At 73.4% G+C, this 25,468-nt stretch carries 23 protein-coding genes, 1 tRNA gene and 1 other RNA gene; 14 read left to right on the plus strand and 11 right to left on the minus strand.

Features of this window, described 5'->3' with window-relative positions; all coding sequences use genetic code 11:
- Positions 1-4: 4 nt before the first annotated feature.
- From tadA to ACGFT2_RS25535, 3 genes are all read right to left on the minus strand, one after another.
- A complete protein-coding gene (tadA, locus tag ACGFT2_RS25525; protein ID WP_393282222.1) occupies positions 5-436 on the minus strand; it encodes a tRNA adenosine(34) deaminase TadA in 432 nt (143 codons plus the stop codon).
- A gap of 65 nt (positions 437-501) precedes the next feature.
- Positions 502-1,035 (minus strand): hypothetical protein, encoded by a 534-nt coding sequence (locus ACGFT2_RS25530; protein WP_393282079.1) that lies wholly within the window; start codon positions 1,033-1,035, stop codon positions 502-504.
- Positions 1,036-1,359: 324 nt separating this feature from the next.
- On the minus strand, positions 1,360-1,542 hold the full coding sequence (locus ACGFT2_RS25535) for a hypothetical protein (RefSeq protein WP_393282223.1): 183 nt from the start codon (positions 1,540-1,542) through the stop codon (positions 1,360-1,362).
- 177 nt (positions 1,543-1,719) lie between these two features.
- Here ACGFT2_RS25535 and upp point away from each other — a divergent pair, with 177 nt between their 5' ends.
- Positions 1,720-2,355, plus strand: a complete 636-nt coding sequence (gene upp / locus ACGFT2_RS25540; protein ID WP_393282081.1) for a uracil phosphoribosyltransferase — start codon at positions 1,720-1,722, stop codon at positions 2,353-2,355.
- A gap of 115 nt (positions 2,356-2,470) precedes the next feature.
- Here upp and ACGFT2_RS25545 read toward each other — a convergent pair whose 3' ends face one another.
- On the minus strand, positions 2,471-3,118 hold the full coding sequence (locus tag ACGFT2_RS25545; RefSeq protein ID WP_393282083.1) for a LytR C-terminal domain-containing protein: 648 nt from the start codon (positions 3,116-3,118) through the stop codon (positions 2,471-2,473).
- Positions 3,119-3,216: 98 nt separating this feature from the next.
- Entirely contained in the window at positions 3,217-3,513 is a 297-nt protein-coding gene (locus ACGFT2_RS25550; protein WP_003986294.1) for a type II toxin-antitoxin system VapB family antitoxin, read from the minus strand.
- Between the two features lie 114 nt (positions 3,514-3,627).
- Between ACGFT2_RS25550 and ACGFT2_RS25555 the strand changes: the two genes are divergently transcribed.
- Entirely contained in the window at positions 3,628-5,190 is a 1,563-nt protein-coding gene (locus ACGFT2_RS25555; RefSeq protein WP_393282085.1) for a helicase HerA-like domain-containing protein, read from the plus strand.
- Between the two features lie 27 nt (positions 5,191-5,217).
- Here the strand turns inward: ACGFT2_RS25555 and ACGFT2_RS25560 are convergent, their stop codons facing one another.
- The 5 genes from ACGFT2_RS25560 to ACGFT2_RS25580 all read right to left on the minus strand — a co-directional run bounded on the left by ACGFT2_RS25560 (position 5,218) and on the right by ACGFT2_RS25580 (position 7,675).
- Complete coding sequence (locus ACGFT2_RS25560; RefSeq protein WP_393282087.1) at positions 5,218-5,343, minus strand: hypothetical protein; 126 nt, start codon at positions 5,341-5,343, stop codon at positions 5,218-5,220.
- 50 nt (positions 5,344-5,393) lie between these two features.
- Positions 5,394-5,714 carry a hypothetical protein gene (locus ACGFT2_RS25565; RefSeq protein ID WP_393282089.1) on the minus strand — a complete coding sequence of 107 codons (321 nt, stop codon included), beginning with the start codon at positions 5,712-5,714 and terminating at the stop codon, positions 5,394-5,396.
- 131 nt (positions 5,715-5,845) lie between these two features.
- The gene (locus ACGFT2_RS25570) at positions 5,846-6,586 is read right to left on the minus strand and encodes an HdeD family acid-resistance protein (protein WP_393282090.1); all 741 of its coding nucleotides are present in this window, start codon (positions 6,584-6,586) and stop codon (positions 5,846-5,848) included.
- 65 nt (positions 6,587-6,651) lie between these two features.
- Entirely contained in the window at positions 6,652-7,245 is a 594-nt protein-coding gene (locus ACGFT2_RS25575) for an HhH-GPD-type base excision DNA repair protein (RefSeq protein WP_393282092.1), read from the minus strand.
- Positions 7,246-7,396: 151 nt separating this feature from the next.
- Positions 7,397-7,675: an SIP domain-containing protein gene (locus ACGFT2_RS25580; RefSeq protein WP_393282094.1), complete on the minus strand. Its 279-nt coding sequence runs from the start codon at positions 7,673-7,675 to the stop codon at positions 7,397-7,399.
- Positions 7,676-7,754: 79 nt separating this feature from the next.
- Between ACGFT2_RS25580 and ACGFT2_RS25585 the strand changes: the two genes are divergently transcribed.
- The 8 genes from ACGFT2_RS25585 (at position 7,755) to ACGFT2_RS25620 (ending at position 17,196) form a co-directional block, all read left to right on the plus strand.
- Positions 7,755-9,929: a penicillin acylase family protein gene (locus ACGFT2_RS25585; RefSeq protein ID WP_393282096.1), complete on the plus strand. Its 2,175-nt coding sequence runs from the start codon at positions 7,755-7,757 to the stop codon at positions 9,927-9,929.
- Positions 9,922-10,536 carry a GNAT family N-acetyltransferase gene (locus tag ACGFT2_RS25590; RefSeq protein ID WP_393282098.1) on the plus strand — a complete coding sequence of 205 codons (615 nt, stop codon included), beginning with the start codon at positions 9,922-9,924 and terminating at the stop codon, positions 10,534-10,536. The genes ACGFT2_RS25585 and ACGFT2_RS25590 overlap by 8 nt, the downstream gene beginning before the upstream one ends.
- A 163-nt stretch (positions 10,537-10,699) precedes the next feature.
- A complete protein-coding gene (locus ACGFT2_RS25595) occupies positions 10,700-11,185 on the plus strand; it encodes a cupin domain-containing protein (protein ID WP_393282100.1) in 486 nt (161 codons plus the stop codon).
- Positions 11,182-11,943 (plus strand): SDR family NAD(P)-dependent oxidoreductase, encoded by a 762-nt coding sequence (locus tag ACGFT2_RS25600; protein ID WP_393282102.1) that lies wholly within the window; start codon positions 11,182-11,184, stop codon positions 11,941-11,943. Before ACGFT2_RS25595 ends, ACGFT2_RS25600 begins: the two co-directional genes overlap by 4 nt.
- Positions 11,944-12,093: 150 nt before the next feature.
- Positions 12,094-14,127, plus strand: coding sequence for a copper resistance protein CopC (locus tag ACGFT2_RS25605; protein ID WP_393282104.1), 2,034 nt, complete (start codon positions 12,094-12,096; stop codon positions 14,125-14,127).
- Positions 14,128-14,518: 391 nt separating this feature from the next.
- Positions 14,519-15,346, plus strand: a complete 828-nt coding sequence (locus tag ACGFT2_RS25610; RefSeq protein ID WP_393282105.1) for an alpha/beta fold hydrolase — start codon at positions 14,519-14,521, stop codon at positions 15,344-15,346.
- Between the two features lie 133 nt (positions 15,347-15,479).
- Entirely contained in the window at positions 15,480-16,820 is a 1,341-nt protein-coding gene (locus ACGFT2_RS25615) for a DUF1254 domain-containing protein (protein ID WP_393282107.1), read from the plus strand.
- 28 nt (positions 16,821-16,848) lie between these two features.
- Entirely contained in the window at positions 16,849-17,196 is a 348-nt protein-coding gene (locus tag ACGFT2_RS25620) for a YidH family protein (RefSeq protein WP_393282108.1), read from the plus strand.
- A 1,431-nt stretch (positions 17,197-18,627) separates the two neighbouring features.
- On the opposite strand, the gene ACGFT2_RS25625 is transcribed toward ACGFT2_RS25620, so the two are convergent.
- Positions 18,628-18,715: transfer RNA gene (locus tag ACGFT2_RS25625), tRNA-Ser, on the minus strand.
- 96 nt (positions 18,716-18,811) lie between these two features.
- Between ACGFT2_RS25625 and ffs the strand changes: the two genes are divergently transcribed.
- From ffs to ACGFT2_RS25645, 4 genes are all read left to right on the plus strand, one after another.
- Positions 18,812-18,910, plus strand: an RNA gene (gene ffs, locus ACGFT2_RS25630) — signal recognition particle sRNA small type.
- Positions 18,911-18,978: 68 nt separating this feature from the next.
- Positions 18,979-21,372 (plus strand): DNA polymerase III subunit gamma and tau, encoded by a 2,394-nt coding sequence (locus ACGFT2_RS25635; protein ID WP_393282110.1) that lies wholly within the window; start codon positions 18,979-18,981, stop codon positions 21,370-21,372.
- A 403-nt stretch (positions 21,373-21,775) separates the two neighbouring features.
- The gene (gene purD, locus ACGFT2_RS25640) at positions 21,776-23,026 is read left to right on the plus strand and encodes a phosphoribosylamine--glycine ligase (protein ID WP_393282112.1); all 1,251 of its coding nucleotides are present in this window, start codon (positions 21,776-21,778) and stop codon (positions 23,024-23,026) included.
- A 299-nt stretch (positions 23,027-23,325) separates the two neighbouring features.
- Entirely contained in the window at positions 23,326-25,353 is a 2,028-nt protein-coding gene (locus ACGFT2_RS25645) for a hypothetical protein (protein ID WP_393282114.1), read from the plus strand.
- Positions 25,354-25,468: the final 115 nt, after the last annotated feature.

Genomic DNA, 25,468 nt, shown 5'->3' on the forward strand with positions numbered 1-25,468 from the left:
GTATTCAGCGGTCCCGGAAAAACTCCGTGAGGAGCCGGGCGCAGTCCGCCGCGAGAACGCCCTCGACGACCTCCGGCCGGTGGTTGAGCCGGCGATCGCGGATCACGTCCCACAGGGAGCCCGCCGCGCCCGCCTTGTCGTCCCGGGCGCCGTAGACCACCCGGTCGACCCGGGACTGCACGATCGCGCCCGCGCACATCGTGCACGGTTCCAGGGTGACCACCAGTGTGCAGCCGGTCAGCCGCCACTCCCCGAGCCGCGCGGCGGCCCGCCGGATCGCGAGCACCTCCGCGTGGGCCGTGGGGTCGCCGGTGGCCTCGCGCTCGTTGTGCCCGGCCGCGAGCACCGTCGTGCCGTCCGGGGACAGTACGACGGCGCCGACGGGGACGTCGCCGCCCCGGCCGGCCCGTTCCGCCTCGGCCAGGGCGAGCCGCATCGCGTCTCGCCAGCGGTCGCGCACGGGGTCCGGAGGGCCGGCCGTGCCGCCGGTGTCCCCGGCGGTCAGCGGACGGTCTCCAGCACCTCCGAGGCGCCCAGCGCCTCGGCGATCGAGTTGAGCGCGTCGTCGGCGTCCAGGGCGCGCAGCTCCTTCACGCCGATGCCGAGGTCGTCGAGGATCTGGCTGTCACCCACCGGGCTGTGCGGCACCGCGTCGTCCTCGGCGCCGTCCTCCTCGTCCTCGTCCTCGGACTCACCGTCCTCCGTGCCGTCGAGGTCCAGCGCGTCCAGGTCCGGGCCGTCGTCGGCGCCGGGCTCCCGGCCGAGCAGTTCGTCGGTGAGCAGCAGCTCACCGTAGGCGCTGCGGGCTGCGGCGGCGGCGTCCGAGACGTAGATGCGGGGGTCCTCCTCGCCGTCCACGCGGACGACGCCGAACCAGGAGTCCTCCTGCTCGATCAGCACGAGCACCGTGTCCTCGTCGGGAGAGGCTTCCCGGGCCAGGTCGGCCAGATCCGACAGGGTCTCCACATCGTCGAGCTCTGTGTCGCTCGCTTCCCACCCGTCTTCGGTGCGCGCGAGCAGTGCGGCGAAGTACACCGTGACTCTCCCACTGGTCTTAGGCGTGCCGGTTGGGGGTCCCCCCGGCGGAGGTACGTGGGCGGAGAGAGCCTGGGCTCCGAGTCCCACCCACTCGGAATCGTGGCAGAAACAAGGCGTTCAGGGGACGTCTTCGGCTCCCTGTGTCTGGCTGTTTCGATCGTGGATCGGTCATCGACCCAGCAGCGCGCTCGTTGCCGCCACGTGCGGATCGTACGCGGCTTTTCGCGGCGTCCACGCACGCCCCACCTGGCCAACACCGGCACGCGCGTGGATCTTCCCGGTCGCCTGCTCGCTCACCAAGTGCTGCTCACAGCCGCCTCCCTACGAGCGGAACGTTCGCATCCGCATAGCGCGGCGCAGCCGTGCGGCCTTGGCGCGTCGCGGCTGGACGCGGGCGCGCAACGCACGGGCCTCGGCGAGTTCGCGCAGGAACTGGGCGCGCCGCCGGCGGCGCTCCGCGTCCGTCTCGGGGGGCGGCGGAGCGGCGGCCGCGGAACCGGCCACGGCGGACTCGGCCGGGACCCCGGCGCCCTCGGGCGCGTCCTCGGCGTCCTTGGGAAGGTCAGGAAGGTCAGGCAGGTCAGGCACGTCACACCCCCAGTCCGTCCTTACCGCCTTCCCCCGGACGGGCGGTTTGACGCCAGCACCGAGTTGGTGCGGAGCGCAGGTACGGTTATGGGCATGCGTCTCCACGTCGTCGACCACCCCCTGGTCGCCCACAAGCTCACCACGCTGCGCGACCGGCGCACGGACTCCCCGACCTTCCGCAGGCTCGCCGACGAACTGGTCACCCTGCTCGCCTACGAGGCCACGCGGGACGTGCGCACCGAGGCGGTCGACATCCAGACTCCGGTGGCCGCCACCACCGGCGTCAAGCTCGCCCGGCCCCGGCCGCTGGTCGTGCCGATCCTGCGGGCCGGCCTCGGCATGCTGGACGGCATGGTGCGGCTGCTGCCGACGGCCGAGGTGGGCTTCCTGGGCATGATCCGCAACGAGGAGACCCTGGAGGCCTCCACGTACGCCACCCGTATGCCCGAGGACCTCTCGGGGCGCCAGGTGTACGTCCTGGACCCGATGCTGGCCACGGGCGGCACGTTGGTCGCGGCGATCCGTGAGCTGATCAAGCGCGGTGCCGACGACGTGACCGCCGTGGTCCTGCTGGCCGCCCCCGAGGGCGTCGCGGTCATGGAGCGCGAGCTGGCGGGTACTCCGGTGACCGTCGTCACCGCGGCGGTGGACGACCACCTCAACGAGCACGGCTACATCATCCCGGGCCTCGGCGACGCGGGCGACCGCCTGTACGGCGCGGCGGAGTAACCCCCGGAGGGCCGACGCCCCGAGGCCGGAACCCCCGGGGCCCGGCGCCCCGTCAGGGGCGCGGGGAACCGCGCGACCGGCCACAGACCGTCCGGCGCCCGGCACCGGCGCCGGCTCAGCAACCCTTCTGCGGGGCATCCGCCGAAGGCGACGGCGCCGGCGCGCTCAGCGCGCTGAGGGCCCGTGCGGCGGTGGCCGGCTGGGCCAGCCCCTTGAACCCGTCACCGATGATCAGATCGACGTCGGCCCCCTTGCGCCCCGCGTCGGTGCGGCGCTCGGCCCCGCCCAGCTGGGTGGCGAGCACCGGCAGCGAGCTGTCCAGCGCGGTGGCCGGACCGAGCAGCACCCCGGTCCCCTTGACCTTCTTGTCGAAGTCCTTGGACGCGTTGCCGACCGCACCGATCCGGAAGCCGCGCTTCTTCAGCTCGTCCGCGGTCTGCTTGGCCAGCCCGCCGCGCTTCGTGGCGTTGTAGACGTTCACGGTGATCCGGCCCGGCGCGGGCACGTTCTTCGCCCGGGCCACGGTGGCGGCGGCCTGGGTCCGGCAGTGCGCCTTGCGGCCGGCCGCCGTGGTCTTCATGCCGCCACCGGTGAAGACGTCGATGAGCTGCAGGGTTCCCCAGCCGACGAGGCCGAGCACGGCGACGGAGGCCACTACGGCGGCCACGAGCCTGGCACGGCGCCGGGGCGGTCGCATCCGAGGGTATTTGTCCCCCGTGATCCGGTACTTGCCGCCCATGCCCGGGGGAGTCAGCATGCTCATGGGCGCAGCGTAGTGCGCCCGAGCGGCGATGCCTATCAGATGATCAGCTGATGCCGCTCAGCGGAACCCGAAAGGGTCAACGATCGTGTCGCGCCGGGTCAGCCGAGTTCGAGCACGCGCGCGTGCAGCACCTGGCGCTGCTGCAGGGCCGCGCGGACCGCGCGGTGCAGGCCGTCCTCCAGGTACAGGTCGCCCTGCCACTTCACGACGTGCGCGAAGAGGTCGCCGTAGAACGTCGAGTCCTCCGCCAGCAGCGTCTCGAGATCGAGCTGCTGCTTGGTGGTCACGAGCTGATCGAGGCGGACCGGGCGCGGCGCGACGTCCGCCCACTGCCGGGTGCTTTCCCGGCCGTGGTCGGGGTACGGCCGGCCGTTTCCGATGCGCTTGAAGATCACACGGAAAGCCTACCGGCCCAGACGTTCCGGGCGCAGCCATGGCGGCGGAGTGCGACGCTTGAAAAGGTGCCATGAAACGCCCATATGGGCTATTACAGCGAACAGGGGCCGGAGATGAGCGACAGCGAGACCGTGCCGTCCACCGCACCTCAGGGGCCTGACGCGCTCCCCGGCGAGGCGCAGAAGATCGCCTCCGGCTACGCCTTCACCGGCCCCGCGCTCGACCTGGGCGCCCTGCTGTGGGACGGGCGGTGCCACGCCGACGCGCCGGTGCGCATCCCGCTTCCCATGCTCAACCGGCACGGCCTGGTCGCGGGCGCCACCGGCACCGGCAAGACCAAGACCCTCCAGCTGATCGCCGAGCAGTTGTCGGCGCAGGGCGTGCCGGTGTTCCTCGCGGACGTGAAAGGGGACCTGTCCGGCATCGCGCGCCCCGGACGGCCGGACGACCGGGTGCGGGGGCGGGCCGCCGAGGTGGGCCAGCGGTGGGACCCGGCCGGCTTCCCGGCGGAGTTCTACGCGCTCGGCGGTCTCGGGCACGGCATCCCGGTCCGCGCCACCGTCACCAGCTTCGGCCCGGTGCTGCTGTCCAAGGTGCTCGGCCTCAACCAGACCCAGGAGCAGTCGCTCGGGCTGATCTTCCACTACGCCGACACCAAGGGCCTGGAGCTGATCGACCTGAAGGACCTCCGGGCGGTCGTCGCCTTCCTCACCTCCGACGAGGGCAAGGCGGAGCTGAAGAACATCGGCGGCCTGTCCGGTGCCACGGCCGGGGTGATCCTGCGCTCGCTCACGGCCTTCGAGACACAGGGCATGGCGGACTTCTTCGGCGAGCCGGAGTTCGACACGGCGGACCTCCTGCGGACGGCCGGGGACGGCCGCGGAATCGTCTCCGTCCTCGAACTCCCCGCCGTACAGGACCGGCCGCTGCTGTTCTCCACGTTCCTGATGTGGCTGCTGGCCGACCTCTTCCACGACCTGCCCGAGGTGGGCGACGCCGACAGGCCGAAGCTGGTGTTCTTCTTCGACGAGGCGCATCTGCTGTTCGACGACGCGTCCAAGGCGTTCCTGGAATCGATCACGCAGACCGTGCGGCTGATCCGCTCCAAGGGGGTCGGCGTCTTCTTCGTCACCCAGACCCCGAAGGACGTGCCCGCCGACGTGCTCGGCCAGCTCGGCAACCGCGTCCAGCACGCCCTGCGCGCCTTCACCCCGGAGGATCAGAAGGCTCTGCAGGCCACCGTGCGGACCTTCCCGAGGTCGGCGTACGACCTGGAGGAGCTGCTGACCGGCCTCGGCACCGGGGAGGCCGTGGTGACCGTGCTCAGCGAGAACGGCGCGCCCACCCCGGTCGCCGCCACCCGGCTGCGTGCCCCGCGGTCCCTGATGGGGCCGGTGGACGCGGCCGAACTGGACCGGGCGGTCGCCGATTCCCCGCTCCACGGCCGTTATGCACAGGCTGTGGACCGCGAGTCGGCGTACGAGAGGCTGAGTGCGCGGCCCGCGGAGCGGCCCGCCCGGCAGGAACCGGCCGGCAGGGCGCCCGAGGGGGAGCCCTCACTGGTCGAACAGGTCGTGGGCAGCGGGATGTTCAGGTCCCTGGCCCGCTCGGTCGGCACCCAGCTCGGTCGCGAGATCACCCGCTCCCTGTTCGGTACGGCCCGGCGGAGACGGTAGCGCGCCCCCGCCGGTTCCGCTTCCGGTTCAGCGTTCCCACTCCTCGGGTGGCCGTGGCGGCTGCGGGCGTCGATGGTCCGGCTTCGTCGCCGCACCGCGCCGGGCCTCCGCGCGCAGCAGGGCGCGCAGGACGGCGTACGGGTCCATGGGCATGGGTGTGCTCCTTGCGTCGTGCCGACTGACCTGTGCGGGGCGCGGGTCTGTCAGCAGCGCAGGACCACCGTGCGCGGCACGGGCGGGGCGTACGGCGCCCTCGGCGCGGCGAGGCTCGGGTGGGGCGCCGGCGTGCCGGACGCCGGGTCGGGCAGGGGAGCGGGCCGCTCGGGTACGTCGGCCCGGTGCAGGGTGCGGGAGGGCGGCCGCAGGGCGGTGTCGAGGCCGTCGTGCTCGGCGGTCTCACCGGCCGCGGTCAGGGCGGGGGCCACGTCGGCCTGGACATGGGCGCCGGGCACCCACAGGGCGACGAGCAGCACGAGCACCCGCAGCCAGGTACGGCCCCGGAGGATGCTCGTGGTCCCGCTCACGGCAGGTCTCTGCCCGGGACGGACGGGGAACGCAGCACATGCGACCCGAGATTCCCCTGCTCGGCCGAGCCGTGGTCCCCGCAGCCGACGCCGGCCCCGTGTCCGGTGACGTGGGTGCGCGCCGTCGGCACTCACACCGTCCGCGGGAGCCGATCGGCCCGGCCGCGGACGCGGAACGCGGTGATGATCTCCACGATCCCCACCGCGATCAGCCAGATGCCGCCGACGAGGGTCAGCACGGCGACGGACTCGAAGGGCGAGTCGATGAGCACGATGCCGGCGATGAAGGTGAGGATCCCGAGGAAGATCTGCCAGCCCCGGGCGGGCATCCGGGGGTCGTGCACGGCGGCCAGCGTCTGGGTGATCCCGCGGATCAGCCAGCCGATGCCGATCCACAGGGCGAGCAGCAGGATCGACTGCATGGGCCCGCGGAAGCAGAACAGGCCCAGCACGATCGACAGGGCGCCGCTGATGAAGGCGAGGACGCGCAGCGAGGTCGTCCGGTGCGTGCCGAAGGCGGAGGCCAACTGGAAGACGCCGCTGATGAGCAGGTAGAGGCCGAACAGCACACCGGCCGCGCGCAGGGAGGCGCCGGGCCAGACCAGCACCAGGACGCCGAGGATCAGCGACGCGATCCCGGTGAGCAGGACGGTCTGCCAGGCGGCCTTGGACAGGCTGTGCAGGGGGCCTTCGAACGGCGGCTCGGGTTCGTGGGCACCGGCCGGCCGGGCGGCAGGCGCCCGGGTGCCCGGCGGTTCGATGCCCGGCGGCTCCGCGCCCGATGGACGCGTGCCGGGCGGCTGGGCCGCATGGGCGTGCCGGTCGTCGTACGCACGGTCCCGTTCGGGGCCGCTGTTCGGTGCCTCGGTCATGGTCCATGCTGGGAACGCGGCATCCGGCCGCGCCACCCGGGTGGGCCGCCCGGGGGTATGCGCCCTCAGGCGCCCGCGGCCTTGGCGGCCTTCGCCGCGGCCTTCGCCTCCTGCTTGTGGGCGCGCACCTTGGCCAGGGACTCCGGGCCGGTGATGTCGGCGACGGACCGGAAGGACTGCGCCTCGCCGTACGCGCCCGCGGCCTCACGCCATCCCCGGGGCGCGACCCCGAGCTGCTTTCCCAGCAGCGCGAGGAAGATCTGCGCCTTCTGCCGGCCGAACCCGGGCAGGTCCTGGAGCCGCTTCAGCAGCTCGGCACCACTGCCGACGCCCCGCCAGACGGCTTCCGCGTCCCCGTCGTAGTGCTCGGCGAGGTACTGGCACAGCTGCTGGACGCGCTTGGCCATCGAACCCGGGTAGCGGTGCACGGCGGGCTTGTCGGAGAGCAGCGCGGCGAAGGACTCGGGGTCCATGGCCGCGATCTCGTGCGCGTCCAGGTCCTCGGCGCCGAGCCGGTCGGCGATGGTCCGGGGCCCCTTGAACGCCCACTCCATCGGCACCTGCTGGTCGAGCAGCATTCCCACCAGCGCGGCCAGCGGAGAGCGCCCGAGCAGCGCGTCGGCCTGTGGGTCCTGGGCCAGATGCAGAGTGACGTCCATACGCCGATGATCCCGCGCCCCCATCCGCCGCGCGCGCCCACCCACGCACCACCCGGCCCGCCCACGCACCACCCGGCCCGCCACGGCCCACGCCCGTGCGCCGCGACCACGGCGCGCCCCAGGACCGTCCGCACGTCCCGTGCGGGTCCGCTCAGTCCGCGCGCCAGTAGCCCAGGGCGTGCATGCGCTGTTTCGGTACGCCGAGTTCCTTGCGGACGTAGCACGCGAGTGCCCGGGTGGTCGCCGTGTCGCAGGCGATCCAGACGCAGGGGTCGGGGACGCCGTCGAGCACGGCGGGCAGTTCGCCGTCGCTCAGCCGCAGCCTCCGGTAGTGCGGGGTGACGTCCTCGGCCCCGGTCACGGTGAACACGAAATCCCTGGCGCGCAGCAGCCTGAGGACCGCGCCCTCCCAACCCCGGCCCCGTCCCAAGACCCCTCCCCCGTTCGCGTACGATTCCTGGACCAAAGACTTAGGCAAGGCTAACCTAAAACGAGAGGGGCTCCCGCGGGTGACCACCGAGACCTACCGTGACGCCTGGGGCGTCCCCCATCTTCGCGCGTCCACCGCCCGCGAACTCGCCCACGCCCAGGGCCGGGTGACCGCCCACGACCGGGCCTGGCAGCTGGAGGTCGAACGCCACCGCGCGCAGGGCACCTCGGCGGCCTTCCTCGGCGCCGGCGCCCTCTCCTGGGACGTCCTCGTCCGCCGGGCCCGCCTCGACGACACCGCCCGCCGCTGCTTCGCCGCACTGGAACGCCGGGACCCCGAGACCGCCGACTGGGTCCGCGCGTACGCCGAGGGCGTCGACGCGGGCCTGGCCGCCGGCGCGCGCCGGGCACCCGAGTTCGCCCGTGCAGGCCTCACCCCCGGCCGCTGGCAGCCCTGGACACCGCTCGGCGTCTGGCTCTCCACCCACATCCTCTTCGCGGGATTCCCCGCCAAGCTCTGGCGCGAGCAGGCGGTACGGCACCTCGGACCCGACGCCGTCGGCCTGTTCGCCACCGACGGCCCCGGCTCCGCCGGCAGCAACGGCTGGCTCGTCGGCGGCGACCGGACCGAGAGCGGACACGCCCTCATCGCGGGCGATCCGCACCGCTACATCGAGGACCCCGGCGTCTATCAGCAGATCCGCCTCGCCTGCCCCGAGTTCGACGTCGTCGGCCTCGCCGTGCCCGGTGTCCCGGGCATCGCCCACTTCGGCCACACCGGCACGGTCGCCTGGGCCATCACCAACGCCATGGCCGACTACCAGGACCTCTACCGGGAGCGGCTGCGCCGTACCGGCGCCGGCGTCGAGGCACTCGGCCCGGACGGCGCCTGGCACCGCGCCACCCGGCACACCGAGACGGTGGAGGTCGCCGGCGAGCCGCCGGTCGAGATCGAGGTCATCGAGACCGGGCGGGGCCCGGTGATCGCCGGCGGCCCGGAGGGCCTGGAGGCGGGAGTCGTGGAGGGGGGCACGGGGGCACTGAGGCCCCGGCGGCTCGCCCCCGAGGACGAACCGCAGGCCGCCGACAACACGGCCCTGGCCCTGCGTCACCCGCCACGCGTCACGGAAGACCTCGGCTTCGGCGCGCTGCTCCCCCTCCTGCGCGCCCGCACGGTCGCCGACGTCGACCGCGCCCTGGACGCCTGGACCGAGCCGGTCAACGTCGTACAGGCCGCCGACACCGCCGGCGGCACCCTGCACCGCGTCGCAGGCCGCGTTCCGATCCGCGCCGAGGCCAACCGCATCCACCCGGTCCCCGCCTGGGAACCCGGCCACGAGTGGCACGGCATGCACGAGACGCCGTACGCCGGCGTGACCGACGGCATCGCGGTGATGGCCAACCAGCGCGGCCCCGCAGCCTCGCTGGGCGTCGAGTTCGCCCCGCCGCACCGGGCCGCCCGCATCCGCGCCCTGCTGGACGCGCGCCGCACCTGGACCGCGGACGGCATGCCCGCGATCCACACCGACACCCGACTCGCCTCCGCGGGCCCCCTCCTGGACCACGTCGCCGGTCTCGACGGCCTGAGCCCGCAGGCCTCCCACCTGCGCGCTCGCCTGCTCGCCTGGGACCGCCACATGGACGCCGACAGCACCGAAGCGGCCGTCTACGCGGCGGTGCGCGGCGCGGTCGTACGCCACCTCGCCGCCCAGCCGGTGTTCGCCCCGCTCACCGAGCCCCCGGCCTACCCCGATGTCCTGCTGCCCTGGCTGGGCCTCGTCCCGCGCATCGGGTTCGCCCTCGAACACCTGCTGCGGGCCCAGCAGTTGTGGGGCATCGACCGCGCGGAGATCGTCCGTACGGCCCTGGAGGAGGTGGCCGCCGAGCCGCCCGCCGGCCCCTGGTCGGACACCCACCGGCTGGCGGCGTGGCGGGCCTTTCCGGACCGGCCGGGGGAGTCGTACGCCGAACACGGCCTGGACGCCGAACCCGGCCTGGCCGGCGACCACGACTGCGTGCTGTGCACCTCGGCGGTCCCCGGCCTCACCGACCGCGCCGCCCGTGGACCGGCCGCGCGCTACGTCTGGGACCTCGCCGACCGCGCGCGCAGCGGCTGGGCGGTCCCGTTCGGCGCCGACGGTGTGCCCGGCGCCCCGCACCACCACGACCAGCTGCCTCTGTGGCTCAAGGGCGAGCTGGCGCCCGTCGTCACCGACTGGACCTTGCTGGAACGCACGGAGGAGTCCGATGACTGACCTGTACGAGGAGCACGTTCCCGACTACGGCACCGTGCGGGTGCGCCCCCTGGACCCGGAGGCGGACGCGGACGTGATCCACGCCTGGGCGAGCGAGGAGCGCGCCGTGTTCTGGGGCATGTACGGCCGTACCAGGGACGAGATCGCCGGGATCTACGCCCACCTGGCCACCCTCGACACCCACCACGCCCACCTGGTCACCAAGGACGGCGAACCGGCCGCCCTGCTCCAGACGTACGAACCCGCCGCCGACCGGGTGGGGGAGTGCTACGACGTGCGTCCCGGCGACCTCGGCCTCCACCTCCTGCTCGCCCCCGCCGGTACCGAGGGCCACCGTCCGGGATGGACCGGCAAACTGCTGACGGCGATCGCCTCGTACGCGCTGATCGCCCTGGACCGGCGCCGGATCGTGGTCGACCCGGACGTCGCCAACACCAGGGCGATCGCCCGCTTCGAACGCCAGGGCTTCCGGTGCGGTCCGGTGGTCGTCCTGCCCGAGGTGGTCCTGCCCGAGGTCCACCTGCCCGAGAAGCACGCTCAACTGGCTTTCCTGGACCGGGAGGTAGCCTTCGCGGGTGACGAGGCACGACGACACATCGACGCCTGACGGAACTGCGCCCGCCGGATCCGCCGCCGACCCGACGGGGCCCGGTGGGTCCGAAGTCGATGCGACGGGGCCCGGTGGGTCCGAAGCCGACGGGGCGGTGGGTGGCGGGTTCGAAGCCGACGGGGCGGTGGGTGGCGGGTCCGCTTCGGCAGCCGGTGTGACGGTGCCCGACGGGACGACGCCGCAGGAGCTGATCGACCACTTCGGGCTCGAACCCATCCTGCGCGAGGGCGGTCTCTTCCGGCGCACCTGGGTGGGGCCCGAGCGGCCGGACGGCCGGCCCGAGGGCTCCGCCATCGTCGCGCTGCTCACCGCCGGCGACTTCTCCGCCCTGCACCGCCTGCCCACCGACGAGGTGTGGCACCACTACCGGGGCGACCCGCTCCACCTGCTGCTCCTCGCCCAGGACGGCACCACCCGTACCGCCGTCCTGGGCCCCGACCTGCGGCACGGTCAGCACGTCCAGCTGACCGTGCCCGCCCGCACCTGGATGGGCGCGCGCGTGGCCCCGGGCGGCGGCTGGACGTTGTTCGGCTGCACGATGGCACCCGGATTCACCTACGCGGACTACGAACACGGGAACGCCGAGGACCTCACGGCGCGTTACCCGTCACGGGCCGCCCTGATCCGGGAACTGTGCCGCCCATGAGCCTGCTCGACGGACAGACCGCCCTGGTGACCGGCGCGGGCGGTGGCATCGGCCGCGCCATCGCCCTGCGCTTCGCCCAGGAGGGCGCGACGGTGGCCCTGCACTGCCGTACGGCGTTCGACGCGGCCGGGGAGACCGCCGAGCGCATCCGCGGTCTGGGTGGCGAAGCGGTCGTCCTGCGGGCGGACCTGACCGACGAGGACGCCTGCCACCGCCTGGTCCGCGAGACCGTCGACTGGTCCGGCGGCCGCCTCACCGCCCTCGTCGACAACGCGGCCGTCCAGCCGGTCCAGCCCCTGCCGGACATGACGGCCGCCGAATGGCGCACGGTGGTCGACACCAACCTCACCAGCGTGTTCGCCTGCACCCAGGCCGCCGCGGCGCACATGAGCGCGCACGGCGGCGGCACCATCACCCACATCGCCTCCGTCGAGGCCACCCACCCCGCCCCCGGGCATGCCCACTACAGCGCGGCCAAGGCGGCGGTGGTCGTGCACGCCCGCGCGGCGGCCCTCGAATACGGTCCGGCCGGCATCCGCGTCAACACGGTCTCGCCCGGCCTCATCGAGCGGGAGGGCCTGGCGGAGGCCTGGCCGGAGGGCGTGCGCCGGTGGCTCGCCGCGGCCCCCGCCGGCCGCCTCGGCCGCCCGGAGGACGTGGCCGACGCCTGTGTCTTCCTGGCCTCACCGCTGGCCTCCTGGATCACCGGCCACGACCTCGTGGTGGACGGCGGGGTGACGGCCCGCCCGACGTGGTGAGCGGGGTCGCCGCTGGGCCCCCGTGGTGAGCGTGGTGGCGGGGTCCCCGTCGTGGTGAGAGCGCGGTGGTGGGTGTCCGTCGTGGTGAGCGTGGTTGTCTCCGTCGTGGTGAGAGCGCGGTGGTGGGTCCCCGTCCTGGTGAGTGCCGTGATGGATCCCCGTCGTGGTGAGCGCGGTGGCCGCTCTGTCCGTACGTATACGGAGGACCGCGGGCCGGCGCCGTACCCGGAGCCGGTGCGCGGGGCCGGCGGGCCCGCTCCCGAGCGGGGCGCGAGGTTCCGCGGCGGGCGGTGGATCGGGAGGGGCGAGGTGCGCGACGGACACCGATGGCAGCGGCGGCTCACGCTGCTCGGCGCGGGCCTGCTGCTGGCGCTGTTCGGTGCGGCGGCCCCGGCCTCCGCCCACGCCGCCCTGCGCGAGACCGATCCAGGCGACGGAACCGTCCTCAGGACGGCGCCCCGGCACGTGACCCTCACCTTCACCGAATCGGTCGGCCTGCTCACCGACTCCTTCCGGGTCTACGACCCCGACAACCACCGCGTCCGCACGGGCACCGCCGACCACGCCCCCGGCCGCTCCGACACGGCCCGCGTCGCCCTCCCCGCCAAGCTCGCCCGGGGCACCTACACGGTCGCCTGGCGCGTGGTGTCGGCCGACAGCCACCCGGTGTCCGGCGCGCTCACCTTCTCGGTCGGCGAACGGACGGCCGGCACGGCGAGCCCGGTCCCGGACCGCACGGAGAACCCCGTCACGACGGCCCTGTACAACATCGCGCGCTATCTCGCCTATCTCTCCGTGGCCCTGCTCCTGGGAGCGGCGGCGTTCGTGGCGTACTGCCGCCCGCCCTCGGCGGCTCCGCTGCGCACGCCCGCCCTGGCCGCCGCGGGCACGCTCGCCGTCTCCTCGGCGGCCCTGATGCTGCTGCGCGCCCCGTACGAGGAGGGGACCTCCCCCGCCGGCGCCCTCTCCCGCTCCGCGCTGGCCCACACAGCGACGACCCGCACCGGCGAACTGCTGCTGCTCCGCCTGGCGTTGCTGCTGACGGCCGGCGCCCTCGCGGTGCTGCTGCACAAGCGCCGCACGACTCTGCCCCGGCGTGCCACCCTGGCGATGGCCGGGATCCTCTCCGTGGCCCTCTGCCTGACCTGGGCGGCGGCCGAGCACGCCTCGGTGGGCATCCAGGTCCCGCTGGCGATCACCTCGGCCACCCTGCATCTGCTGGCCATGGCCGCCTGGCTCGGCGGGCTGGCCGCCCTGCTGCGCACGCTGCGCCGCACCTCGCCCGCCTCCACCCCCGTTCCCATCCCCGTCACCGTCCTCACCCGCTTCTCCCGCCTGGCCTTCGCCTCCGTGACGGTGCTGGTGCTGACCGGCGTCTACCAGTCCTGGCGGGGTCTCGGCTCCTGGCAGGCGCTGACGGACACGACGTACGGCCGCACGCTGCTGGCCAAGCTGGCGGCGGTGGCCGCGCTGCTGCTGGCGGCGGCCTGCTCGCGCACCTGGACAGGCCGCCTGGCCCGGGCGGGCGCGACCAGGACGGCGACCCCCGTCCGCGTCCCCGAGCCGGCCACCGGCCCTCCGCTCCCGCCGGAGCCGTCCCCGCCGCCGGCGCCGGAAGCGTCCTCGCCGCTCCCACCGGAGGAGTCCCGCCCACTCCCACCGGGGGCGTTCCCGCCGCCGGCCCCCACGGCCTCGCTCCACCTGCTGCGCCGCACGGTGCTGGCGGAGGCGGCGGTGAGCGTGCTGGTCCTGGCCCTGACGACGCTGCTGACCAGCACGCCGCCCGGCCGTGCCGCCACCGAGGCGGTGGACTCCGGCACGGCGGCGGCTGCCGGCATCCCGACGACGTCCGTCACCACCGTCCCGTTCGCCGTCGGCACCCCCGGTGACCGCGGCAAGGTCCAGATCACCCTGGACCCGGGCCGGGTCGGCCGTAACTCCGTCCAGGCGGTGGTCTACGGCCCCGACGGCGGCCTGGCCGCGGTCCCCGAACTCCGTGTCTCCCTCATCCTGCCCGCGCAGCGGATCGGCCCCCTGGACACCAAAATCACCGACCGCGGCGGCTATTGGGCCGCCGACTCCCTCGACCTGCCCATCCCGGGGACCTGGACGATGAAGGTGACGGTACGGCTGTCCGAGGTGGACCAGGTGACGGTGTCGACGCCGCTGCGGGTGACGCGGTGAGGCGCGGCGCCCGCGACCGCCACGCCCCGGACGACCGCTGCCGTCGCCCTGAAGTGACGCTCGCCGAACCGCCGTACATGATCGGCGCCCTGAAGTGACGCTCGCCGAACCGCCGTACATGATCGGCGCCCTGAAGTGACGCCTGCCGAACCCGCCGTGCATGATCGGCGCGCTGAAGTGGCGCTCGCCGCGTAGCGTGGAACGCACGACGTGCTCATCGGCCGCACGTGCGCTGCCGGCCTGCGGCCTCCGGCGCTGCGTCGACCTCCGTCGACCTCCGTCGACGTTCCCGCGTGTCCGCCGCCGGTCGTGGCGCGACCTTCCCACCGCGGCCGGGGCACCGGGTTTTCGCCGCACGCGGATTTCCGGACTAGTGCTAGAGGGGCGAAATATGGCCTTTGCCACTACCAAGGACGGCACACGGATCTACTTCAAGGACTGGGGCTCGGGCCAGCCGGTGGTCTTCTCCCACGGCTGGCCGCTGACCGCGGACGCGTGGGACCCGCAGCTGAAGCTGATGGCGGACAACGGCTTCCGCGCCATCGCCCACGACCGGCGCGGGGGCGGCCGCTCCGACCAGCCCTGGGAGGGAAACGACCTGGACACCTACGCCGACGACCTGGCGGCGGTCGTGGAGGCTCTCGATCTCCACGACGCCATTCTGGTCGGCCATTCGACCGGCGGCGGAGAGGTCACGCGCTACATCGGCCGGCACGGGTCCGGCCGTGTCGCCAAGGTCGTTCTCCTCGGCGCGATCCCCCCGCTGATGCTCAAGACGGAGGCTAACCCGGAGGGGCTGCCGGTCGACGTCTTCGACGAGATCCGCAAAGGCGTGCTGACCGACCGCTCCCAGTACTACAAAGACCTCAGCGCCTCCTTCTACGGTGCCAACCGGGAAGGCTCGACCGTCTCCCAGGGGACCCGCGACGAGTTCTGGCTCTGGAGCATGACGGTAGGCATCAAAGGCGCTCACGACTGCGTCAAGGCCTTCTCCGAGACCGACCTCACCGAGGACCTGAAGAAGTTCGACGTGCCCACGCTGATCGTGCACGGCGACGACGACCAGATCGTGCCCATCGTGGCCGCCGGGGAGAAATCATCGAAGATCGTCGAGGACGCGGTCTTCAAGGTCTATCAGGGGGCTCCGCACGGCCTCTCGATGGTCCCCGAGTACGCGGACCGCTTCAACGCCGACCTCCTCGACTTCGCCCGCGGCTGACGCGGCTGACGCGGCTGACCGCGGGGGTGTGCGGGGGACGCGGGAAGAGCGGGCAAGCGGTGCTGCGATGCGGCGGAGGTGGCCGGACCGCAGCGAGGACGTGGGGGTTCTTCGACCACCGAGGGAGAGTCCGATGACGACCCAATCACTCGAGCAACTGGCCGCGGAAGCCTGGATCTACGGGTATCCGTTGGTGACGGCTGCCGTGACCAAGGAACACATGACGGCGGTCCCGGCACGCGACGACGACCGGCGCGCGGCACCGGTCAACCAGTTCGTCTACATGCGCCGCACCCCGGACGCCTCCTTCACCGAAGTGGTCTCCCCCAACGCCGACACCCTCTACTCCAGTGCGTGGCTGGACCTCTCCGAAGGACCGCTCGTGCTGACCCTGCCGGACTTCGGTGACCGGTTCTGGATGGTTCCCATCCTCACCGCCTGGTCCGATGTCTTCGCGGTTCCCGGCAAGCGTCACAACGGTTCGACCGCCGGCCCGTTCCTGATCGCCGGGCCGTCCTGGTCGGAGCCGACCCCGCCCGGACTGACGTTGCTGCAGTCGCCCACCGCCGTGAACTGGATCGTCGCCAGGTACGCGACCAGCGGTCCGGCCGACTTCCCGGCGGTCCACCGGCTTCAGGACCAGACCCGCCTCATCCCCCTCTCCCAATGGACCGGCGATCCCGACGACTACACCCCGCCCACCGACGTCCCCGTCGCCACCGACGTCGACACCTCGGTCTCGCCCGTCGAGAGAGTCGACTCCATGAGCGGCGAGGAGTACTTCAGCCGTCTCAACCAGCTTCTGTCGGAGAACCCGCCGCACCCGGCGGACGCCGCGTTCCTGGAGCGCCTGGCCACCATCGGTGTCGCGCCGGGGGCGAGCCTCGAAGGGCTGGCACCCGAGACACTGGCCGCCCTGGAAACGGGTGCCACCCACGGCCCGCAGGCCCTGGCCGCCATGATGACGAAGGCGGAATCCGAATCCGAGAACGGCGGCAGCGGATGGACCGTGCACCGCGGTCTCGGTGACTACGGCACCGACTACGCGAAGCGCGCGATCATCGCCCGGTTCGGATACGGCGCCAATCTCGACGCCGACGCCCTCTACCCGCATGCCACCACGGACGCGGACGGCAGGCCCCTGGACGGCACGCACCACTATGTCCTGCACTTCGACGCCGGACAGACACCCCCGGCCAAGGGATTCTGGTCGCTGACGATGATGAACGACGACCAGTTGTTCGTCGACAACCCCCTGGACCGATACGCGATCGGCGACCGCAGCGGCATGCAGCTCAACCCGGACGGCTCCCTGGACATCTACATCCAGCCCGACAGCCCCGGCTCCGACCACGAGAGCAACTGGCTGCCGGCGCCCTCCGACAGCTTCAACGTCTTCCTGCGCCTGTACTGGCCCGATGAGAAGGCCCTCACCGGCGCCTGGACCCCACCGCCCCTCCACCGGACGGACTGACCGCGCACCGCCACCCCGGGAGGGGCATGTGCCTGCGAAGATCCCCCCGGATGCCACCCCGAACACCGGCAGCCGCGCCCGGGACCACCTGGCCAACGAGCGCACCTACCTCGCCTGGCTGCGTACCGGCATCAGCATGGCGGCCCTGGGTGTGGCGGTTGCGAAGTTCGCCCCGCACCGAGGCGTGCACGCGGTGGTCTCCGGTGGCATCCTGCTCCTCGCCGGCCTCCTCATCACCGCCTACGGCACCGCCAGGTACCGCTCCGTGGGCCGGCAACTGGACGCCGACGTCTACGCCCCCGCCCGCTTCGGCCTGATCACGGCGGCCGGCCTGATCACACTCCTCGCCCTGATAGCCGTCCTCGTCCTGCTCTGATCCGGCACGGGTCCGATCAGTGCGAGCAGGGGGCTGCACCCTCTTGAACGGTGAGGGCCGCAGCTGAATGAGACGGAAACTGAGACGAAGGGGATCTGCGATCAGCTGGTGATGCGCTGGAAGCAGGCAGGCAAGCTAGTAAGGAGATTCATGGGATCTCCCAGGGCGCCAAGAACGCAGGTAGTGAAGTCGCCGATCCCGCGCGGGGCGGGCTGGGGCGCGATTGTGGCCGGATCGGCCGTCGCCGGACCGGCTGAAAGGCCGAACAGGACGACAGCGCTGACGGCAATAGCTGTAAGGCGACGCAAGAGATCTCCCCTGCTGGAGGTTCAGTTGAAAGGTGACCGACGCTGATCATGGGCGGTTAACCCGATCTTTCACCGGGCTTCGCAGTGGCGGCCATGCAGATAGTCGGTACACCGAGGAAGATCCCATTCCGGGCGAGTCCTGACCGCCGCAAGCAGCCTAATCACCCGCAGCAGTGACAGATTGCGTCTCAGTAGCCGGTGGTACATCGAGCTGCCGATGCCGAGGACCCTCACCCTCCCTCGCTCCCATCCCGTACGCCGTCGACCCACACATCCGCAACGACGGACCCGCAGCCGGCGACGGCGCCCCCTCCATCCCGGTGCCGGCCGATCCCTCGCCGGAGGCACTGTTGTGACCGCGGCTTGTTGTCCAGGTCTCGACTCGGGGCCGTAGCATGCTGCGGCCCCAGGGTTCGGCCTCCTGCGCCGAAGGCGTGTGGGGGGCCGGGCTCAGGGGCCAGCCCGCGCCTTGCGCGAGCACTTGATGAGGTAGAGAAACCTGCAACGGCTCTAGCTGGCGTGGCTGAGAGCGGTCAGGTGATCGAGGTACTCGCGGCCAGTCGGCTCGGCATGCGAAATCCCGGTTGACGATGGCTGCAAGCTCGCGGCTGACCATGAGCAGGGACGGCAGAGACTGCCGGTCCCCCTCAAGGCCCACTCGCCATAGTTCACCGCCTGGTCCAGGTCGCCCTGGCGGGCAGCAACCACGCCGAGAGTGATCCGTGCCTCCGCCATGCGCATCGGTGACCGTTCGGATCCATCGAAGTCGGTGCCCGCGCGCTGAGCCCGAACACGGACTTCCATGTCTGGAAGCGGCTTCTCCGGGACACGGGCGTACGAGACGGCCGACTCCACGACGCTCGCCACACCGCCGCGGCCGTCCTCCTGATCCTCGGCGTCCCGGATGTCGTGATCGACGCGATCACGGGTTGGGAGCCTGGGGAGCGGCGAGGATGCGGGCCCGGTCATGTGACAGGAGTCATGCTCCGCAAGGTCGCTCAGCAAGTCGGAGACGCGCTCTGGGAGCTGCCCGGCGCCGAAGAAAAATCCGACTGAGACGGACAACGTCGAAGGGCCCCACTGCGAACAGTGGGGCCCTTCGACATCGTGCCCGGTGAGGCACTGGCGGAGGATACGAGATTCGAACTCGTGAGGGGTTGCCCCCAACACGCTTTCCAAGCGTGCGCCCTAGGCCTCTAGGCGAATCCTCCGCTGGGAACATTACATGACCGAGGGGAGTGCTCGCGAACTCGTTCCCGCAGGCCCGGATCGGTTGCTGTCCACCGGTCGCCATCGGGTACTGTGGGCGCAGCCCCTCACGCGGCGCTATCTGACTGAACTCCCCCAGGGCCGGAAGGCAGCAAGGGTAGGTCGGCTCTGGCGGGTGCGTGGGGGGCGCTTGCGTTCCCGGGGTCCAGGGCCCCGCGTCCGAGTGCGGAGCCCGTTGTCGGTGGGCGCCATTAACCTCGTATGCGTGTCGTCTCTCGCGCTGTACCGCCGCTATCGCCCGGAGACCTTTGCGGAGGTCATCGGGCAGGAGCATGTCACCGACCCGCTGCAGCAGGCGCTGCGGAACAACCGGGTCAATCACGCGTACCTGTTCAGCGGGCCGCGTGGCTGCGGGAAGACCACCAGTGCGCGCATCCTGGCCCGCTGTCTGAACTGTGAGCAGGGTCCCACCCCGACGCCGTGCGGGGAGTGCCAGTCCTGCCTGGACCTGGCCAGGAACGGCCCGGGCTCGATCGACGTCATCGAGATCGACGCCGCTTCCCACGGCGGTGTGGACGACGCCCGTGAGCTGCGTGAGAAGGCCTTCTTCGGCCCGGCGAGCAGCCGGTACAAGATCTACATCATCGACGAGGCCCACATGGTCACGTCGGCCGGCTTCAACGCGCTGCTCAAGGTCGTCGAGGAGCCGCCCGAGCACCTCAAGTTCATCTTCGCGACCACCGAGCCCGAGAAGGTCATCGGGACCATCCGGTCGCGGACCCACCACTACCCCTTCCGGCTGGTGCCGCCGGGCACCCTGCGGGACTACCTCGCCCAGGTCTGCGGCCGCGAGGACATCCCGGTCGACGAGGGCGTGCTGCCGCTCGTCGTGCGGGCGGGCGCCGGCTCCGTGCGTGACTCCATGTCCGTCATGGACCAGCTCCTCGCCGGCGCCAAGGAGGAGGGTGTGACGTATGCCATGGCCACCTCTCTCCTCGGCTACACCGACGGCTCTCTCCTCGACCCCGTCGTCGAGGCCTTCGCCACCGGTGACGGGGCCGCGGCCTTCGAGGTCGTCGACCGTGTCATCGAGGGCGGCAACGACCCCCGGCGGTTCGTCGCCGACCTGCTGGAGCGGCTGCGGGACCTGGTGATCCTGGCCGCCGTGCCGGACGCCGTGGACAAGGGGCTCATCGACGCCCCCGCCGACGTCCTGGACCGCATGCAGGCCCAGGCCTCGACCTTCGGCGCCGCCGAGCTGAGCCGCGCCGCCGACCTGGTCAACGACGGCCTGACCGAGATGCGCGGCGCCACCTCGCCCCGCCTGCAGCTCGAACTGATCTGCGCGCGCGTGATGCTCCCCGCCGCCTACGGCGACGAGCGGTCGGTGATGGCCCGCCTCGACCGTCTCGAGCGCGGCGTCGGCTTCTCGGCCAGCGGCGGCGCGCCCGCCATGGGCTACGTCCCCGGCCCCGAGGCACACGGCGGCACCCCCGTGGCCCCCGCGGTCGGCCCCGGCCCCGGTGCTCCCGGCGGCGGCGGCCCCGCTGCGGCTCGCGCGGCGGTGCGATCCGCGGGCGGCTCGGGCGGCTCGGGCGGTGGAGCGGCCGGTCCCGGCGGTGGCGCGACTGGTCCCGGCGGTGGATCCGGTGGCCCGGCCGGGGCGGGAAGCCCCGACGCTCCGGCCGTCCCGGTCCCCTCCCCCGGGGCGTCGACGGCCCCCGTGGCCCCGGCGACCCCCGCGGCGCCGACGGCCCCTGCCGCACCGGTGCCCGCTCCGGCCGCCTCGGCTCCCGCCCCCGACGCGCCTGCCACCCCCGCTGCCCCCACTTCGGCCCCGGCGGCCCCCGCCTCCGCCGCCCCCGGCGCCTGGCCCACCGCCGCTCCCGCCGGTGGCGCACGGCGTCCCGGCGGCTGGCCCACGGCCGCTCCGGCCGGTGCCCAGCAGGGTCAGGCCCAGAGCCAGGCCCCGGCTCCGGCCCAGCCGCAGTCCCAGGCGGCCCCCGCTCCGACCTCGCCCGCGGCACCGGCGCAGGCCGCTCCCCCCGGCGGACCCGACCCCCGCGCGCTCTGGCCCAACATCCTGGAAGCCGTCAAGAACCGCCGCCGCTTCACCTGGATCCTGCTCAGCCAGAACGCCCAGGTGACGGGGTTCGACGGCACCACCCTCCAGGTCGGCTTCGTCAACGCCGGTGCCCGTGACAACTTCGCCAGCAGCGGCAGCGAGGACGTGCTGCGACAGGCGCTGGCCGAGCAGTTCAACGTGCAGTGGAAGATCGAGGCGGTCGTCGACCCGTCCGGCGGGGGGCCGGCTCCGGCGCCGGGTGGCCCGCCCGGCTTCGGAGCCGGCGGCGTGGCCGGAGGCGGCGCTCCCGGCGGCGGCTACGGCGGCGGTGGCTACGGCGCCCCGGCCGCACCCCGCCCCGCGGCACCCCAGTCGGCCCCGCGGACGCCCGCCACCTCGCAGGGCGGCCCCGCTGCCGGCCCTGCCGCCCCCGCGCACCGGCCTCCGGCCGCCCCCGAGCCGTCCCCGGTCGCCCCCGAGGACGACATCCCCGAGGACGACGACCCGGACCTGGACGAGTCGGCGCTGTCCGGCCACGAACTGATCGTGCGGGAGCTGGGGGCGACGGTGATGGAGGAGTTCTCCAACGAGTAGGCCGCGGCGACACCGCCCCGCCGCGAAGGGGGGCCGCGCCCGGGCCCGCCCCGTACGCGACCTGTCCGTGGGCCCTCTTCGAGCATGCCGCGGCGACACAGCTCCGCCGTGGACGGAGCTGCGCCCGGCTTGGGACCGCGGCACCCCCGTTCGCGGCGACACCACCCCGCCGTCGACGGAGCTGCGCCCGGGTTCCTGCCGCGGCATCCCCGTTCGCTGCGACACCGCTCGGCCGTGGACGGAGCTGTGCCCGGGTTCGTACCGCGGCACCCTCCCCCCCCCCCGCGAAGGGGAGCCGCGCTCGGGTTCGAGCCGTACGTGGCCCGGCCACGGGTGTCTTCGTAGGAAAGCCCGAGAAGCCCGGCCCCCGGTCTTCGGCGACCTTGCCAGTAGGCTGGCCCCCGTGAAGGTCCTCGTCATCGGCAGCGGCGCCCGCGAACACGCCCTGTGCCGCTCCCTGTCCCTCGATCCCGACGTCACCGCGCTGTACTGCGCTCCCGGCAACGCCGGCATCGCCGAGGTCGCCGAGCTGCACCAGGTCGACGCGCTCGACGGCGCGGCGGTGGCCCGGCTGGCCACCGAACTCGGCGCCGACCTGGCCGTCGTCGGCCCGGAGGCCCCGCTGGTCGCCGGTGTGGCCGACGCCGTGCGCGCGGCGGGCATCCCGGTGTTCGGCCCGTCCGGGGAGGCCGCCCGGATCGAGGGCTCCAAGGCCTTCGCCAAGGACGTCATGGCCGCGGCCGCGGTGCCGACCGCCCGTTCCTACGTCTGCACCACCGCCGAGGAGGTCGCCCACGCCCTCGACGCCTTCGGCGCTCCCTACGTCGTCAAGGACGACGGACTCGCCGCCGGCAAGGGTGTCGTGGTGACCTCCGACCTGGAGGCCGCCAAGGCGCACGCCGCCGCGTGCGAGCGGGTGGTGATCGAGGAGTTCCTCGACGGCCCCGAGGTGTCGCTGTTCGCCGTCACCGACGGCGAGACGGTCGTCCCGTTGCAGCCGGCCCAGGACTTCAAGCGCGCCCTGGACGGCGACGAGGGCCCGAACACCGGCGGTATGGGCGCGTACTCGCCCTTGCCGTGGGCCGACCCGAAGCTGGTCGACGAGGTGCGGGAGACCGTGCTGCAGCCGACCGTGGACGAGATGCGCCGCCGCGGCACCCCCTTCTCCGGGCTGCTCTACGCCGGGCTCGCGATCACCTCGCGCGGTGTCCGGGTGATCGAGTTCAACGCCCGTTTCGGTGACCCGGAGACCCAGGTCGTGCTGGCCCGTCTGCAGACGCCGCTGGCCGGTGTCCTGATGGCCGCCGCCACCGGCAACCTCGCCGATCTGGAGCCCCTGCGCTGGAGTGAGGACGCGGCCGTCACCGTCGTCGTCGCCTCCCACGACTACCCGGCCGCCCCGCGCACCGGCGACCCGATCACCGGACTGGCCGAGGTGGCCGCCGAGGACGCCCCGCACGCGTATGTGCTGCACGCCGGGACCCGTCGGGACGGTGACGCGGTCGTCAGCGCCGGTGGCCGGGTGCTGTCCGTCACGGCCAGCGGCAAGGATCTCGCCGAGGCGCGCGAGCGGGCGTACCGGGCGGTGGGCCGGATCGGTCTGGACGGTTCGCAGCATCGCAGCGACATCGCGGAGAAGGCGGCGCAGGCGTAGGACGACAGCGGCGGCACACTCAGGAAAGTGCCGGTCGCGCGCACCCTCGCACCTCATCGGGCCCCGGACGGAATCCGGGGCCCGATCTTTGCTGTCTGTCACCCACCTCTGACCAAAGCCATTCCATCGAGTGAGCAATCGCCCATCCGGCTGACGGGGACCGAGGCCCCAACTAGGGTGCCGCGCAAGCGTTCCGGCACTTGGCCCTCCGGCATTGCGATGTCAGTGGCGGGTGCCACAGTGGGGAGTGACAGGACCAGGACGGCACGGCATCGGCAGGGAGGGGGTGAGGTCACCAGGTGAGCGGAATCGGTGTGGAGCTGGGCGCGCAGGCCGCGCGCTCCCGGGCCTTGGCGGTGCTGCGGGTCCGGGCCCGGGCGCTGGCCGTGGCCCTGCTGCCCGCGGGCGCCGCGGTGATCCTGCTGACCGGCGTCCCGACCGGCCATTTCGTCGGCGGGGGCTGGGACGCGGCCCGCTGGATCGTCGGCGTCCTCGCCGTGCTGGTGCTGCTGGCCGCCGCGGGCGTCTCCCTGGTCGTGGCCCGGGCCCGCCCCGCCGTGACGCCCACGGTGCCGGTCCCGGAGGAGTCCGCCCCGGATCTGTACCGGATGGTGCGCGATCTCGCCGACCGGCTGGACGTGCCGGCGCCCTCGGCCATAGCGCTCACCCCGGACTGCGACAGCTGGCTGGAGGACCGCACCCACGTGGCGCACGGTCCGCCACCGCGACCGGCACCCGACGAGATAGCGGGCCCCGGCGTCCGCGCCCAGGGCCGCACCCCCGTGGCACCGGTCCTCGTCATCGGCTCCCCGTTCCTGTGGTGGATGCGGGTCGGCGAGCTGCGCGCGGTCCTCGCCCCGGTCATCGCGGGTACGGGGCCCTCGGCGCACCCCGACATAGCGGCCGCCCGCCGCTTCGTCCGTGGACTGGACGCCGCGGTGGCCGTCGCGTCGGCGCCCGGCAGGCGCCCGCTGAGCCGCGGGTTCCGCGCGGTCCTCGGCTGGGTGGCCCGGCTGCTGCTACGGGGCTGCCGCGAGCACGCGACGCTGATGGAGCGTGGGGTCGCGGCGGCGGCGGCCGAGCGGGCGCAGACGGTGGACTACGGCCTGCGGATCGTCGCCCAGGAGCAGGTCGGCCTCGCCTACGCCGGCTGGGACCGGCTGCTGACCAGGGTGGCGCTGCCCGCCTGGCGCATGGGCCGCTGGCCCTCCCGGCTGGACGCGGGCGTGGTGGCGGCGCTCACCGAGCTGTCCCGGCGCGACCGGCTGGCCGAGGGCTTCGCCTCCCGGCTCGGCGAGCGCCCCGCCTGCGACCTGCTGGAGGAACCGGGCGTGGTGGACGAGGCGGCCTCGCTCCTCGCCGCGCGCCTCTTCCACGGGGGGCCGGCCGAGACCGGCCCCGACTGGGCGCCGGTGGACTGGCAGGCGTATCCGGAGGAGGTGGTGGACCGCACCTGGCGCGCGAACGCCGCCCGGCTGCACCGCGTGCTGGACTTCCTCGGCGTCCGCCCCTCCCTCGACCCCGCCACCCCCGACCACGGCGGCGCCACCCTGGCCCGCGTCATGGACCACCTGACGGTCCCCACCGGAACCGACGCCACGACCCCGGCGGACACGGTTACGACCCCGGCGGACACGGTTACGACCCCGGCGGACACCGCCACGACCCCGGCGGTGACCGGCATCGGGGACACGGTTCCCGGCCCTGCAGTAGCGGCCCCCGACACCGAGGCCAGGGTTCCCAGCCCCGAAGGCACGGCCTCCGGCACCGAGGGCACGGCCTCCGGCACCGAGGGCACGGCCCCCGGCACCGAGGGCACGGCCTCCGGCGCCGAGGGCACGGCCCCCGGCACCGAGGAAGTGGTCACCGGTACCGCCACCACCGACCCGGCCGACGCCTACGACGACGGCGAGGACCCCGATCCCGGGACCGAGCGCAGCGCCGCGCTCGCCGCCGGGCTGAGCGCCGAGCTGGCCCGCGAGGAGGCCCTCGTGCCGAGTGCCGCGAGCACGGCCGGACAGGGCCACGGCAGCGCCCTGTGGGACGGCTGCGACCTGCCCCTGTTCCCGCTGCAGCCGCCCCGCACCGGCCGTGAACTGCTCGCCGACCACGTCACGGCGATGGTGTGCTGCGCGGCCGTCGACACCGCCGGCGCGCTCCCCGCCCTGGACTGGCTGGACGGACCGTCCCTGCTGCTGGGCGGCGAGCGGGCCGCCGATCTGACGCCGCGGGTCCTCAGCCTGATCGAGAGCGGCGACCCCCGCCCGCTGCGCGACTGGCTGACCGCGTCCGGGATACGCCCGGAGAAGCCCGTACGGCTCGTGTGACCCGCGGAGCGCCGCCCCCGGCCTCCGGCCCCGAACCGCCATAACGGAGAGGCGACTTCCACTTCAGGTCAATTCGCAACGACTAGTGACCGGGCCCGTGCGTTATGTGATGTGC

This window comes from Streptomyces sp. NPDC048514 (genome assembly GCF_043199955.1).
GTDB lineage: Bacteria > Actinomycetota > Actinomycetes > Streptomycetales > Streptomycetaceae > Streptomyces.